This window comes from Falsihalocynthiibacter arcticus (assembly GCF_000812665.2).
Classification (GTDB): domain Bacteria; phylum Pseudomonadota; class Alphaproteobacteria; order Rhodobacterales; family Rhodobacteraceae; genus Falsihalocynthiibacter; species Falsihalocynthiibacter arcticus.
In genome coordinates this window covers 1,183,383-1,196,672 of the sequence record NZ_CP014327.1, presented here as the reverse complement: position 1 = coordinate 1,196,672, position 13,290 = coordinate 1,183,383, and the positions used below count along the sequence as shown (strand labels likewise).

Annotated in this window: 11 protein-coding genes and 2 pseudogenes; 6 read left to right on the top strand and 7 right to left on the bottom strand. The window is 50.4% G+C overall.

The window, feature by feature from the left end:
- Positions 1 to 153: 153 nt before the first annotated feature.
- Positions 154 to 2,772: a DNA mismatch repair protein MutS gene (gene mutS, locus RC74_RS05925; protein ID WP_039002934.1), complete on the top strand. Its 2,619-nt coding sequence runs from the start codon at positions 154 to 156 to the stop codon at positions 2,770 to 2,772.
- A 32-nt stretch (positions 2,773 to 2,804) separates the two neighbouring features.
- Here mutS and RC74_RS05920 read toward each other — a convergent pair whose 3' ends face one another.
- Both RC74_RS05920 and hrcA read right to left on the bottom strand, forming a co-directional pair.
- Entirely contained in the window at positions 2,805 to 3,365 is a 561-nt protein-coding gene (locus RC74_RS05920) for a nucleotide exchange factor GrpE (RefSeq protein ID WP_039002857.1), read from the bottom strand.
- 11 nt (positions 3,366 to 3,376) lie between these two features.
- On the bottom strand, positions 3,377 to 4,441 hold the full coding sequence (hrcA, locus tag RC74_RS05915) for a heat-inducible transcriptional repressor HrcA (RefSeq protein ID WP_039002859.1): 1,065 nt from the start codon (positions 4,439 to 4,441) through the stop codon (positions 3,377 to 3,379).
- A gap of 129 nt (positions 4,442 to 4,570) precedes the next feature.
- Between hrcA and rph the strand changes: the two genes are divergently transcribed.
- The 5 genes and pseudogenes from rph (at position 4,571) to RC74_RS05890 (ending at position 7,781) form a co-directional block, all read left to right on the top strand.
- Complete coding sequence (gene rph / locus RC74_RS05910) at positions 4,571 to 5,281, top strand: ribonuclease PH (RefSeq protein ID WP_039002935.1); 711 nt, start codon at positions 4,571 to 4,573, stop codon at positions 5,279 to 5,281.
- A complete protein-coding gene (rdgB, locus tag RC74_RS05905; protein WP_039002860.1) occupies positions 5,281 to 5,895 on the top strand; it encodes an RdgB/HAM1 family non-canonical purine NTP pyrophosphatase in 615 nt (204 codons plus the stop codon). Before rph ends, rdgB begins: the two co-directional genes overlap by 1 nt.
- On the top strand, positions 5,892 to 6,266 hold the full coding sequence (locus tag RC74_RS05900) for a RidA family protein (RefSeq protein WP_039002862.1): 375 nt from the start codon (positions 5,892 to 5,894) through the stop codon (positions 6,264 to 6,266). The genes rdgB and RC74_RS05900 overlap by 4 nt, the downstream gene beginning before the upstream one ends.
- A 1-nt stretch (position 6,267) precedes the next feature.
- Positions 6,268 to 7,428, top strand: a complete 1,161-nt coding sequence (gene hemW / locus RC74_RS05895) for a radical SAM family heme chaperone HemW (RefSeq protein WP_039002863.1) — start codon at positions 6,268 to 6,270, stop codon at positions 7,426 to 7,428.
- Positions 7,429 to 7,781 (top strand): annotated as a pseudogene (locus RC74_RS05890) (YbaN family protein).
- On the opposite strand, the gene RC74_RS05885 reads toward RC74_RS05890, so the two are convergent.
- The 5 genes and pseudogenes from RC74_RS05885 to mnmE all read right to left on the bottom strand — a co-directional run bounded on the left by RC74_RS05885 (position 7,771) and on the right by mnmE (position 13,262).
- Positions 7,771 to 8,664 (bottom strand): ParB/RepB/Spo0J family partition protein, encoded by an 894-nt coding sequence (locus tag RC74_RS05885; RefSeq protein WP_039002866.1) that lies wholly within the window; start codon positions 8,662 to 8,664, stop codon positions 7,771 to 7,773. The pseudogene RC74_RS05890 and the gene RC74_RS05885 overlap by 11 nt on opposite strands.
- A gap of 3 nt (positions 8,665 to 8,667) precedes the next feature.
- Positions 8,668 to 9,483 carry a ParA family protein gene (locus RC74_RS05880; RefSeq protein ID WP_039002868.1) on the bottom strand — a complete coding sequence of 272 codons (816 nt, stop codon included), beginning with the start codon at positions 9,481 to 9,483 and terminating at the stop codon, positions 8,668 to 8,670.
- Positions 9,476 to 10,101 (bottom strand): annotated as a pseudogene (rsmG, locus tag RC74_RS05875) (16S rRNA (guanine(527)-N(7))-methyltransferase RsmG). The gene RC74_RS05880 and the pseudogene rsmG overlap by 8 nt, the downstream one beginning before the upstream one ends.
- The gene (gene mnmG / locus RC74_RS05870) at positions 10,101 to 11,966 is read right to left on the bottom strand and encodes a tRNA uridine-5-carboxymethylaminomethyl(34) synthesis enzyme MnmG (protein WP_039002870.1); all 1,866 of its coding nucleotides are present in this window, start codon (positions 11,964 to 11,966) and stop codon (positions 10,101 to 10,103) included. Before mnmG ends, rsmG begins: the two are co-directional and overlap by 1 nt.
- Before the next feature lie 12 nt (positions 11,967 to 11,978).
- A complete protein-coding gene (mnmE, locus tag RC74_RS05865) occupies positions 11,979 to 13,262 on the bottom strand; it encodes a tRNA uridine-5-carboxymethylaminomethyl(34) synthesis GTPase MnmE (RefSeq protein WP_039002871.1) in 1,284 nt (427 codons plus the stop codon).
- Positions 13,263 to 13,290: the final 28 nt, after the last annotated feature.

Here is a 13,290-nt window from a genome sequence, read left to right as displayed (position 1 = left end):
TTGGGCCTGTATCCTTTTGCAAGACTTTCATCCAATACAACTTCGCGCCAAGGGTCAACATTCGCCTTTCGTAAGGACGGCTGGCTTTGTAGAGTCGGGCCAGAATTATCTGGGGACGAGGCCGTGAGCACTGCAAATACAACTGTGACACCGATGATGGCGCAATATCTTGATCTGAAGGCGCAATATCCGAACGCGCTGCTGTTTTATCGCATGGGCGATTTCTATGAGATGTTCTTTGATGATGCGATTGCGGGGGCCGCGGCGCTGGATATTGCTCTTACCAAGCGCGGAAAGCATGAAGGCAATGATATTGCCATGTGTGGCGTCCCGATACATGCGTCTGAAGGGTATCTTCATACCCTAATTAAAAAGGGATTTCGCGTCGCAGTTTGCGAGCAAATGGAAAGCCCGACAGAAGCCAAAAAACGCGGGTATAAGGCGATTGTCCGGCGGGATGTCGTGCGGCTGGTCACGCCAGGAACCCTGACTGAAGACAGCTTGTTGGACGCGCGCAAACACAACTACCTTGCCGCTTTTTCTGAGGTTCGGGATCAGGCAGCCTTGGCTTGGGTCGATATTTCAACGGGTGCGCTGCATGTGATTGAAACAAACGCCACTCGATTGGGGCCAGAAATGGCACGTTTGATGCCGTCCGAACTGGTTGTTTCTGAGTCAAATATTGAGGATTACTTCGAATTAGAGACTGATTTTGGTCTTTCGCTCACGCCGCTTTCCCGAGCCAGTTTCGATAGCTCCGCCGCCGAACAACGCATTTTGGCGCTTTTCAAGGTTGGCTCTCTGGATGCGTTTGGAGCCTTTACCCGCGCTGAAATATCGGCTCTTGGCGCGATTATCGACTATCTTGAGATCACCCAAAAGGGCAAGCTCCCTCTCCTTCGCGCCCCGCAAAAAGAGACAACCGGTGGAACGGTGCAGATCGACGCGGCGACCCGTCGAAATCTCGAGATCACGCAAAGCATGTCGGGGGGACGCGAAGGTTCTCTGCTTTCTGCAGTTGATCGCACCCTCACCGCAGGAGGGGGACGCCTTCTGACGCGTCGTCTTTCGGCCCCATCCACCGACCTCAAAACCATTCATGCCCGACAAGACGCCGTATCCTTTACACTTGAAAACGGCGCTGTGGCCGACAGCATCCGCGAAGCCCTTCGTCGCACACCCGATTTGGACCGCGCCCTTTCGCGCCTCAGCCTTGAGCGCGGTGGCCCTCGAGATTTGGCGGCCATTCGCAACGGGTTGAACCAAGCGGAGCAGATCGGGAAATCTTTGCCGTCGACCCTACCCGAACTACTCCAGGTGGCAGCGGACGCATTTAAAAATCACACTGCGCTAATTGATCTTCTCGAACAGGCTCTCGTTGCAGAACCGCCGCTCCTTGCTCGTGATGGGGGCTTTATCGCACCAGGATATAACGAAGACCTAGACGAAGCACGAAAGCTTCGGGACGAAGGGCGAAGCGTTATTGCTGCGCTTCAAGCTGAGTATATCGAGACTGCGGGGATATCCGCCTTAAAAATCAAGCACAATAATGTGCTTGGGTATTTCATCGAAACAACGGCGGCGCATGCGGATAAAATGCTCGCGGCTCCTCTGTCGGAAAAATTCATTCACCGCCAGACAACCGCGAACCAAGTCCGTTTCACGACCCTAGAACTTTCAGAAATGGAGACCAAAATTCTGAATGCTGGTGGACGGGCGTTAGAAATTGAAAAGCGGCTCTATTCTTGCCTAACACAGTCGATTCTTGCGGAATCCGGTCCCATAGGAAACGCCGCATCGGCGCTATCAGAGTTTGATTTATCGCTGTCTTTTGCGGATCTTGCGAAAGGCGAAAACTGGTGCAAACCCGTGGTTGATAATAGTCGGTGTTTTGAGGTTGTCGCAGGACGGCATCCCGTCGTTGAACGCGCGTTACGCAAGCAAAGCGGCGCGCCTTTCGTGGCGAATGATTGCCAACTGACAACGCAGGCCGATGGCGCGCAGATTTGGCTACTGACAGGTCCAAACATGGCGGGTAAATCGACGTTCCTTCGCCAAAATGCCCTTATTGCGCTGCTCGCACAGGTGGGCAGTTTTGTTCCTGCGGACAGTGTTAAAATCGGCCTTGTGAGCCAGATTTTCTCCCGCGTTGGCGCCAGTGACGACCTTGCGCGGGGGCGATCTACGTTTATGGTCGAGATGGTCGAGACCGCTGCGATCCTTAATCAAGCAGACGACCGCGCGCTTGTTATTTTGGATGAAATCGGGCGCGGCACGGCGACATATGATGGGCTTTCCATCGCTTGGGCAACGCTCGAACACTTACACGATGCAAACAAATGCCGCGCCCTTTTCGCGACGCATTACCATGAAATGACCGCTCTTTCGGACAAGCTAAAGGGGGTCGAAAACGCGACAGTCACCGTCAAGGAGTGGGAGGGCGACGTCATATTTTTGCATGAGGTCAAAAAAGGTGCTGCGGACAGGTCTTACGGGGTTCAGGTCGCGAAGCTTGCAGGTCTTCCGGAGTCCGTCGTCAATCGTGCGCGCGTTGTTTTGGATGCGTTGGAAAAAGGCGAACGGGAGGGCGGCAAGCAAAGGGCGTTTATTGACGATCTCCCGTTGTTTTCAATCCAGCCCACTCCCCCGCCGGTCGTGCAAAACTCGAGCGAAATAGAAGAGGCTTTGGCGGATATTCATCCAGATGAAATGACGCCGAGAGAAGCGCTTCAAGCACTATATTCCCTAAAAGAAAAGGCGCGACCCAGCTAAGTGTCGCGCCCTAAGCTTCAATTTTTCTTTGGTTATTTAGGCTGTGAACTCACACCAACATGAGCCGGACGCAAGAGCCGATCATGAAGCATAAAGCCCTCGGCCATCACTTGAATGATGTCGCCAGCGACCGTGTTTGGCACAGGCGCTTCAAACATCGCTTCGTGGCGTTGCGGATCAAATCTCTCGCCAACTTCTGGCAAAATCCGTTCAATTCCATGCTTGGCGAATACATTAAGAAGCTCGCGCATCGTCAACTCGATACCTTCCAAAAGGGCCGCGTTCGTTGCCCGCTGGCCTTCATCGATTGCATCAAGCGCACGCTTCATATTGTCATAAACCGGTAGCATATCGCGTGCCAATTTAGACCCGCCGTAATTCTCTGCTTCCCGGCGATCGCGGTCCGACCGTTTGCGCGCATTTTCCGCATCCGCAAGGGCGCGCATAAAGCGATCCCGGAAATCGTCCCGTTCTTTGGTAACAATTGAAAGCTCGTCCGCCTCAGCGTCCGCCTCCAAAATATCGTCCGCATAAAGTTCGGCCTCCACGGCCTCTGGATCATCTAAAAATTCGTCGTTTCTAGGCTCTGCCATCTTACTTTTCCTTAGCCTTGATCTGAAATCAGGCGACCAACAAGTTGCGCCGTGTAGTCCACGATCGGCACAATACGTCCATAATTTAAGCGCGTCGGTCCTATGACCCCTACCGCGCCCACAATTTTTCGCTCAGCGTTCATATACGGTGAAACCACCAAAGAGGAACCCGAAAGTGAAAATAATTTGTTTTCCGAGCCAATAAAGATGCGAACACCTTCGCCTTCTTGGGTTAATTCAAGAAAATCGGCAATATCCCGCTTGCGTTCGAGATCATCAAAGAGCGAACGGATACGCTCCAAGTCTTTTTCATCGACCTCCCCTTCGAGAAGATTCGACCGACCGCGCACGATGAGGCGCTCATGCCGTTCACCTTTATTCACCCACTGCGCCAAACCGTCCTCAACCATCGCGCGTGCGAGAACGTCGAGTTCCTGCCGTCGCGATGAGATCTCTCGCAAGATTACGGCCGAAAGTTCACTCAGTGTCTTGCCTTCGGCGACCGCGTTGAGGAAATTCGCCGCTTCGCGCATCGAACTCGGCGTTTGCCCGTGCGGAGGTGTAAAAACGCGGTTTTCGACGTGTCCGTCGGCAAAAACCAGAACAACCAGCGCACGATCCGGCCCAAGGCTGACAAATTCAATATGCTTAATCGGCGCTTCATGTTTTGGCGACAAAACAAGGCTCGCCCCGTGCGTTAGGCCCGAAAGTGCGGAACCGACCCGATCCAACATACTGGTCATATCGCGCTCATTACTTCCCAAAGTCTCGTCAATACGCCGCTGGTCTTCGGTCGCAAGGTCGCCAACTTCAAGAAGCCCATCTACAAACATACGCAGACCCGATTGGGTGGGAATACGACCCGCAGAAACGTGCGGACTTCCGAGCAGACCCAAAATTTCGAGATCTTGCATCACATTGCGAATAGTCGCAGCCGACACTTTCTCGGTCATACTCCGCGTCAAAGTGCGGCTGCCTACGGGTTCGCCATTGTTCAAGTAACCCTCAACAACCCGACGGAAAACCTCCCGACTTCTCGCGTTCATATCCTTAAGAATTTCGGATTGTGTATTCATAGTCTCCCGCATTCAGCCCACAATAGTTGGCGATCTACATTAGATGGGTTTATGGGAGAACGTCAATCGCCCTTGCAAAATCTAAGGAAAGCAGGGTATCTGGACACGCCCATAATAAAGGATTTTCCCATGCGCCCCTCTGGTAGAAATGTAGATCAAATGCGTTCGATTTCGATCGAAACCAATGTCACCAAGCATGCAGAGGGCTCCTGTCTGATTAAGTGCGGCGATACGCATGTGCTGTGCACCGCGACGATTGATGAGCGTGTACCGCCTTTCATGAAAAACTCTGGCCTTGGATGGGTAACGGCCGAATACGGCATGCTTCCACGCGCCACCAACACGCGCATGCAACGTGAAGCAAAAAAAGGCCAATCGGGGCGCACGCAAGAAATTCAACGGCTGATCGGCCGCTCCCTGCGGGCGGGTGTAGATCGTGTTGCCTTGGGCGAACGTCAGATCACAATCGACTGTGACGTCATTCAAGCCGACGGCGGAACCCGTTGTGCGTCAATCACTGGCGGCTGGGTGGCGTTAAAACTTGCTGTAAATAAGTTGATGAAAATTGGTGACGTTATTTCCGACCCCCTCACTGATCCGGTTGCCGCCATTTCCTGTGGTATTTACGCCGGCCAAGAGGTTTTGGATCTCGACTATCCTGAAGATTCCGAAGCGGGCGTAGACGGAAATTTTGTTATGACCGGCTCTGGTAAACTTATCGAAATCCAAATGTCAGCCGAGGGTTCGGTCTTTTCACGCCAGCAATTGAACGGCCTGTTGGACTTGGCTCAAAAAGGTGTCGACGAACTCGTCGCCGCTCAAAAAGCAGCCACAAGTTAATGCGCAGTTTGACCGAGAAAAAAGTCGTTCTTGCGAGCCATAATGCGGGAAAGTTGCGGGAAATTGCAGCGCTGCTTCTGCCCTATGGCATCGAAGTTGTGTCCGCAGGTGAACTTGGCCTTGAGGAGCCTGCGGAGACTGAAGACACCTTCGCAGGTAACGCGCGGATTAAGGCGCATTTCGCAGCCAAAGCATCAGGCCTACCTGCGCTTTCGGATGATAGCGGATTGTCAGTCGAAGCCCTTAATGGCGCACCTGGTGTTTACACCGCCGATTGGGCCGAAACACCGAATGGCCGCGATTTTCCGATGGCGATGAAAAAGGTTTGGGACATGTTAGAGGCCGATGGCGCGCCGCATCCACGGAGCGCCGCTTTCAACTGCACGCTTTGTTTGGCGTGGCCTGATGGTCACGACGAAATCTTTGCGGGCAAAGTCGATGGCACGCTCTCATGGCCAATGCGCGGAGAACTCGGGTTTGGATTCGACCCTATCTTTACCCCAAACGGCGAATTCGAGACGTTTGGCGAGATGGACCCAGCTAAGAAAAACAATATGTCCCATCGTGCCAATGCCTTTGCAAAGTTTAAAAGTATTCTGGAGACTTCTGTATGAAGCGGATTTCGACCGGTTCCGACTTTGAAAAAACCTTTGGCTATTCTCGCGCCATCGTGAAGGGAAATTGGTGCTTTGTATCCGGCACGACGGGATACGACTATGCAACGATGGTGATGCCAGACAGCGTGGCCGAACAAGCCCGTAACTGCTTCGCAACCATAGGTGCGGCCTTGATCGAAGGCGGCTTTGAAATGTCAGATATCGTACGCGTTCAATACACCCTCACAGACGCTGCATTGATAGACGAATTGCTACCAGAGCTCGGCGCGGCATTGTCCGAAGTGCGCCCTGCGGCAACCATGATTATTTCCGACTTGATCAAACCGGAAATGAAGATTGAAATCGAAGTAACGGCGATGAAAGTTTGATATGGAAGATTGGCAGAACGGCGGTTTCGGGCTCTATGTCCATTGGCCTTTCTGCCAATCCAAGTGCCCCTATTGCGATTTCAACAGCCACGTCTCTGCTGAGGTAGATCAGAAACGCTGGCTTAGAGCCTATTTGGCTGAATTAGACAGGGTTTCCGCCGAAATCGGACCACGCATTCTAAATACAATTTTCTTTGGCGGCGGCACGCCGAGCTTGATGGACCCTGAAGTCGTCGGTGCAATTATTGAGCGCGCTAAGCACCTATGGCCTATAGCAAATGACATAGAAATTTCACTGGAGGCCAACCCCACTTCAATTGAAGCTGGGAAATTTATTGGTTTTCGGGATGGCGGTGTAAACCGTATATCTATGGGATTTCAGGCTCTGAATGACATAGACTTAAAACGATTGGGGCGCCTTCATTCCGTCCAAGAAGGCAAGCAAGCCTTTGATATCGCAAGGAAAACGTTCGACAGGGTGAGTTTCGACTTGATATATGCCCGTCAGGATCAAACGCTCACCCAATGGAAGGCCGAATTGAAAGAAGCGCTGGAATTATCCATAGATCACCTTTCTCTGTACCAACTTACGATCGAGGACGGTACCGCCTTCGGAGATAGACTAGCGCGCGGAGGTCTACGCGGTCTTCCATCGGATGACCTCGCATCTGACATGTTTTTTGTCACACAAGAACTTTGTGACGCCGCTGGCTTGTCGGCCTATGAAGTGTCTAATCATGCCAGAATAGGGTCTGAAAGCCGCCACAACCTCATTTACTGGCGCTATGGAGATTACGTTGGGGTTGGCCCAGGTGCCCATGGTCGCTTAACTCTCGGGGGGCAAAAATTCGCGGTCGAAACTTTTCGGCAGCCTGAAAAGTGGCTGACTAGCGTCGAAACGCGTGGCACTGGTGAATCACTGAGAGATACAATTCCGCAGCTAGAGCAAGCAACAGAGATGCTAATGATGGGGCTTAGGTTGGAGGAAGGAATTTCTCTCGATCGATTTGAGTCGCTTTCTAAAAAAACTCTAAGTCGCGTAAAAATTGATGACTTGGTCGATATGGGAATGCTTGTTAACAACGGCGAACGTCTCAGAGCCACGAAACAAGGGCGTGTGATACTCAACGCCGTTCTACGCGCATTATTGGCGGATGTTTAATTGAAAACCGTATGGCTGATACTGGGTATCGCGGCACTAACGCTTGGAATTATCGGAATAGCTTTACCCCTTCTTCCAACGGTGCCGTTTCTACTTCTAGCGGCGTTTCTTTTTGCTCGCTCGTCTGAGAAGCTCCACAACTGGCTCATTTCCCATCCGAAATTGGGGCCCCCATTCAAGATTGGAACGAGCATGGATCAATCAATATAAGTGCAAAAATCTATGCAACTCTCTCGGTAATTTTCACCTTTGCGCTATCGGTGTTCTTTGACCTTAAGCCATTAGTATTAGGCATTCAGGCTGTTTGCCTCCTATGCGTAATGGCTTTCTTGTGGACCAGGCCTAGCGCGTAGATGACAATATACGGCAAATTTCGTCTAATTGTTCTAGAGACTTATACTTGATTGAGACTTTACCGCTCTCTTTTCCTGCCAAATGGTCAATCACTGTATCCATCCCCAACGCCGCCGAAAGATCCCCTTCGATTGCCACAGTGTCAGCATCCTTCGAAGCCTTTGGGGACTTTTGATTCTTAGTACTATTGTCCCCAATTTTTACGAGCTTTTCAGTTTGGCGAACGGATAGCCCTTCAGCTACAATTTTTTTAGCCAATTCAGAAGCATTCGGGGCCGTAATCAAAGCGCGCGCATGACCTGTGGTCAACGAGCCGTCACGAAGTAGGGCCAAAACATCCTCTGGAAGTTGAAGCAACCGAAGGAGATTTGCGATATAGCTTCTACTTTTCGAAAGGGCTGACGCCACTTTTTCCTGTGTATGCCCAAATCTGTCCATCAATTGCCGATACCCAATGGCTTCCTCGACCGGATTCAAGTCAGCACGTTGAATATTCTCGATTATAGCAACTTCCAACACCTCTGTGTCGTCGAGCTCGCGTATAATTGCTGGGACTTTATGCAGCTGCGCGATCTGAGAGGCTCTCCAGCGACGTTCACCAGCGACAATCTCATACAAACCCTGTTTTCTTGGGTTCGGGCGAACGATAAGTGGCTGAATTACACCCTTTTCCGTGATCGATCTAGCCAGGTCCTGAAGCGCCTCCTCGTCAAAATACCGACGTGGCTGATCTGGATTTGGTTCAATAAGCTCAATTGGGATCGTTTGCTCGGCCCTAACTGGTGCTTCTTTCTCATCTTGCGGCGCAGGAATGTTTACATCCGCCATGAGTGCAGAAAGTCCACGCCCAAGACCGCGCCGTTCATTTTTCTTTTGCACCATGTGTTAAACCTTTGTTTTTAAACTGTTATGCCTTGAAACAAGCTCTCGCGCGACTTCAAAATATGCCAAGCTCCCCTTGGAGTTCGGATCGTAATCTACAACTGGCATCGCGTAAGATGGTGCCTCGCTGACCCGAACATTTCGTGGAATGACCGTTTTGAACACAAGATCGCCCAAGTTTTCCCGCGCATCTGCTTCCACCATTTGCGATAGATTATTTCTTTTATCGTACATTGTCAGTACAATACCCTCAATGCGAAGACCGGAATTTGCGGTTTCCCGAACTTCGCGTACGGTCATCATTAATTGAGACAACCCTTCCAACGCAAAAAATTCGCTTTGTAGGGGAACGAGCACCGAGTGCGCGGCGACCATTGCATTCACGGTTAGTATATTCAGGGACGGTGGGCAATCAATAAGAACATAATCGTAGTCGTATGAGGAAATTGCCGGCTGCCGCAACGCATCGTGAAGCAAAAAACTGCGCTTCTCATTAGCTAAAAGCTCGATATCCGCAGAACTCAGGTCTGTAGTGGCAGGGATTATATCCATATCTTCGACGGCCGTAGCCTGAATAACTTCTGAAAGGGACGCATCATGTACTAAGAGATCATAGGTCGTAGAAATTCGCTTTTCGCTTCCAATTCCTAGACCTGTCGAAGCATTTCCCTGAGGGTCCAAATCAACTAGAAGCACCCTGTAGCCAGTTTTAGCCAGTGCTGCTCCCAAATTAATGGATGTTGTGGTTTTTCCAACGCCGCCCTTTTGATTTGCTATCGCAATTATTTTGGGCTGACTGTGACTCAAAGCGTTAGACATTCGTGATGGCTCCAACTCTTAATATCATTGCGTCACTATCTGTCTTACTTGAAATATCTTCCAGTTCAAAATTCCATCTTTTACGGGCATCTTCAACTTCTGACTTGTAGGAAGCCCCTTTGGGAAAAAGCGCGATCCCATTCGGGGCCAGATGCAGATTAGCAAATTCCAAAAGTTTATCCAATGGAGCTAATGCGCGAGCTGAAAGTGTCTGTGCTTCAAGAGAAGGAATATTTTCCACCCTCTGGGCAATAATTTCGAGGCTAATATCAGCCGTTCGCGCTGCGGCCCTTAGGAAGGCTGCTTTTCTCTGATCGCTTTCCACCAAAACGAATTTCAATTCCGGCAGCACGTCACATGCGAGAATGGCGGCAACAATACCGGGGAATCCCCACCGCTACCGATATCCACCCATTTTCCGGATTTATTGCCAAATTCCAACACTTGCGCACTATCTAGAACGTGCCGACTCCAAATTTCATCCACTGATTTTTTTGAAATCAGATTTATTTTCGGGTTCCACTTTTCAACAAGTGCTACGAAATCATCCAATCGGTCCATTGTTTCACGTGAAACATCGAAATGCTGTGAAAAGTTTTTCCGGCCATCTTGATCCATCAGGCCTTTTTCCGATCTAACTGCCTTGCACGCGCCAAGACCAACGTCAATGCTGCGGGGGTCATCCCTCGAATTCTACTCGCGTGGCCAATCGATTGAGGTCGAATTTCAATTAGTTTAGCCCTAATTTCATTGGACAAACCTGCTAATGACGCGAAGTCTATATTTTCTGGAATTCTAAGGTTTTCATCCCGCTTTACAGCCTCGACATCCTTTTGTTGCCGAGAAATATATACCGAATACAACGCGTCGCGGGCAACTTGAATCTGTATTTCATCGTCAATATCGATCAGATCCGGTTGGAGGGAAACCAAATGCTCGAAATTGACACCCGCAATCGAAAGCATCTCTGATCCCGACCTACGGACACCGTCCTTATTAATATTAACTCCAAGTTCGGCGATCGCCCTCGATGTAACTGACATTTTTTCCAACCGGATAGTTGCCGCTTTCAAACGTTCAATTTTACCTTCAAAAACACTTCGACGAGCATTTCCGACACATCCGAGTTCAATACCGACAGGAGTGAGTCTCTGATCGGCGTTGTCAGCGCGTAAAGACAACCTGAATTCCGCCCGCGAAGTAAACATTCGATAGGGCTCAGAAACACCAAGCGTCACAAGATCATCAATCATGACGCCTATGTAGGACTCCGCCCTACTGAAAATTACTTCCTCGTTGTCAAAGGCTCGCCTTGCTGCATTCAAACCCGCAACAAGACCCTGTGCGGCTGCTTCTTCATACCCAGTAGTACCATTTATCTGCCCCGCAAGGAAAAGTCCCGGTACATCCTTAAGTTCCAATGTATGTTTTAACGCCAATGGGTCGACGTAATCATATTCAATCGCATACCCAGGCTGAAGGATTGCAACCTTTTCAAGTCCAACAATCGATCGAACATACGCCTCTTGCACATCTTCGGGTAATGAAGTCGAGATTCCATTCGGATACACAGTGAAATCGTCAACACCTTCGGGTTCCAAGAAAATCTGATGCGATTTTTTGTCGGCAAAGCGAACGACTTTATCTTCGATTGACGGGCAATATCGTGGACCTACGCCATCAATATGGCCGCCATACATCGCGGAACGACCCAGGTTTTCGCGAATGATATCATGCGTTTTTTCGTTGGTATGGGTAATGCCGCAAGATATTTGTTTCGCGGACACACTTTTGGAGAGAAACGAAAACATAACCGGCGCATCGTCACCCGGCTGTTTTTCAAGAATATCCCAATTGATAGTTCGCCCGTCTAACCGAGGGGGCGTGCCTGTTTTCAAGCGTCCCAACGGCAACCCAAATGAGTCAATTCGCTCTGCTAGTTGAACACTGGGTTTATCTCCCATACGTCCACCTGGCCGACGCACGTCGCCAATATGAATGACCCCGCGGAGGAAAGTACCCGTAGTCAAAATGACCGACTTTGATGAGAGTTCGGATCCATCCTGAAGCACAATGCCAGCCACTTTATGGCCATCCATTACAAAATCAATTGCCTCTCCGATGACCACCGTCAAATTCGGGGTTGCCTGAATTTTTTTAAGCATCTCGTTGCGATAAATTTTTCTGTCTGCTTGCGCGCGCGGGCCTTGTACAGCAGGGCCCTTACCGCGATTGAGCAATCGAAACTGGATCCCTGCCTTATCGGCAACGCGCCCCATGAGTCCGTCGAGAGCATCGATTTCGCGAACCAAATGCCCCTTTCCCAAACCACCGATCGCTGGGTTACATGACATAACGCCGATCCCGCTCAAATTAAGCGTTACCAGCGCAGTTCGGGCGCCCATACGTGCTGATGCATGCGCAGCGTCTGTGCCCGCATGTCCACCACCAACAACAATTACATCAAAATCCGAATGTTTCACGTGAAACACTCCCTATTTACCAAGACAAAAACTGCTAAATATCTCATCCAGCAGATGTTCAACATCAACACGGCCAACAATCGCATCAAGCCGTCTCACCACAGACCGAAGTTCTTCAGCTGCAAATTCGGCCCGTTCAGACCCTTGCAATACCTCAGCTCGTGCCGATTCTAAAGCCCCAATTCCATGCTCAATCGCAATCCTATGCCGTTCATGGGTCGCGGTTACTGCACCTTGTGCACGTTCAGATAGAATACGCGATATCTGGTGAACGAGACTAGAAACACCCTGCCCCGTTTTTCCTGAAACACCCCCATTCCCAGAAAGGTCAGCCTTGCCAGAAATAAGAATATCATCGGGGTGCTGAATTAATCCTGGATAGCCAGATTTGTCTACAGATAAAAGAACGCGCAGGTCGGCACTATTGGCACGCTCGATGGCCCGTTCAATGCCAATACCTTCGACAAAGTCCTCTGTCTCCCGCAAACCCGCTGTATCCAAAATCGTAACCGCCAACCCCTCAAGGTCCATCCGAACTTCGATAACGTCCCGCGTTGTGCCTGCAAATTCTGAAGTGATCGCAGCATCCCTGCCCGCCAGTGCGTTCAGCAATGTAGATTTTCCAGCATTGGGTGGGCCGACGATAGCCACTTCAAACCCCTCACGAATACGCTCAGAAATATGGCTTCCTGCGGATTCGGCCTTTAACTCTTCCTGCACGCCATTAATTAGTTCAAGCACTTCTGGCGTTACATCAATCGGAACATCTTCATCGGCAAAATCAATAGTCGCTTCGAGTAGAGCTGCCGAACGGATAAGTTTCCGACGCCACTCCTCCGCTTTTGCGCCCAGCGCACCCGATAGAACTTTCAACGCTTGCCTACGTTGCATCTCGGTTTCTGCATCGATCAGATCTGCCAAACCCTCGACTTGGGCTAAATCCAAACAGCCATTTTCCAAGGCACGACGGGTAAATTCTCCAGGTTCTGCGAGGCGAAAACCCTCAAAGTCAGAAAGGGATTTCAAAACCGCGCGAATAATCGCTTGCGAGCCGTGCAAATGTAATTCGGTAGTATCCTCGCCCGTAAAACTTTTTCCCGCCGCGAAACACAAAACCAAGGATTCGTCCAAAAGCACCTTCTGGGAATCGACGAGTTTCCGAACTACGCCTTCCCGCATTTTTGGAATACGCGCACCAAAATAGGTAAGCGCCGAATGCGCATCAGGTCCGGAAATCCGAACGATTGCGACGCCAGCTTTACCTGACGCCGACGCAAGTGCGTAGATCGTGTCCATATATACAACCCATTGTTTTAAAACAATA

Excerpts from the sequence above, each read along its gene's own strand:
- mutS (WP_039002934.1), top strand. The coding sequence starts at position 154 with ATGATGGCGCAATATCTTGATCTGAAGGCGCAATATCCGAACGCGCTG.
- RC74_RS05920 (WP_039002857.1), bottom strand. The coding sequence starts at position 3,365 with ATGGCAGAGCCTAGAAACGACGAATTTTTAGATGATCCAGAGGCCGTG.
- hrcA (WP_039002859.1), bottom strand. The coding sequence starts at position 4,441 with ATGAATACACAATCCGAAATTCTTAAGGATATGAACGCGAGAAGTCGG.
- rph (WP_039002935.1), top strand. The coding sequence starts at position 4,571 with ATGCGCCCCTCTGGTAGAAATGTAGATCAAATGCGTTCGATTTCGATC.
- rdgB (WP_039002860.1), top strand. The coding sequence starts at position 5,281 with ATGCGCAGTTTGACCGAGAAAAAAGTCGTTCTTGCGAGCCATAATGCG.
- RC74_RS05900 (WP_039002862.1), top strand. The coding sequence starts at position 5,892 with ATGAAGCGGATTTCGACCGGTTCCGACTTTGAAAAAACCTTTGGCTAT.
- hemW (WP_039002863.1), top strand. The coding sequence starts at position 6,268 with ATGGAAGATTGGCAGAACGGCGGTTTCGGGCTCTATGTCCATTGGCCT.
- RC74_RS05885 (WP_039002866.1), bottom strand. The coding sequence starts at position 8,664 with ATGGTGCAAAAGAAAAATGAACGGCGCGGTCTTGGGCGTGGACTTTCT.
- RC74_RS05880 (WP_039002868.1), bottom strand. The coding sequence starts at position 9,483 with ATGTCTAACGCTTTGAGTCACAGTCAGCCCAAAATAATTGCGATAGCA.
- mnmE (WP_039002871.1), bottom strand. The coding sequence starts at position 13,262 with ATGGACACGATCTACGCACTTGCGTCGGCGTCAGGTAAAGCTGGCGTC.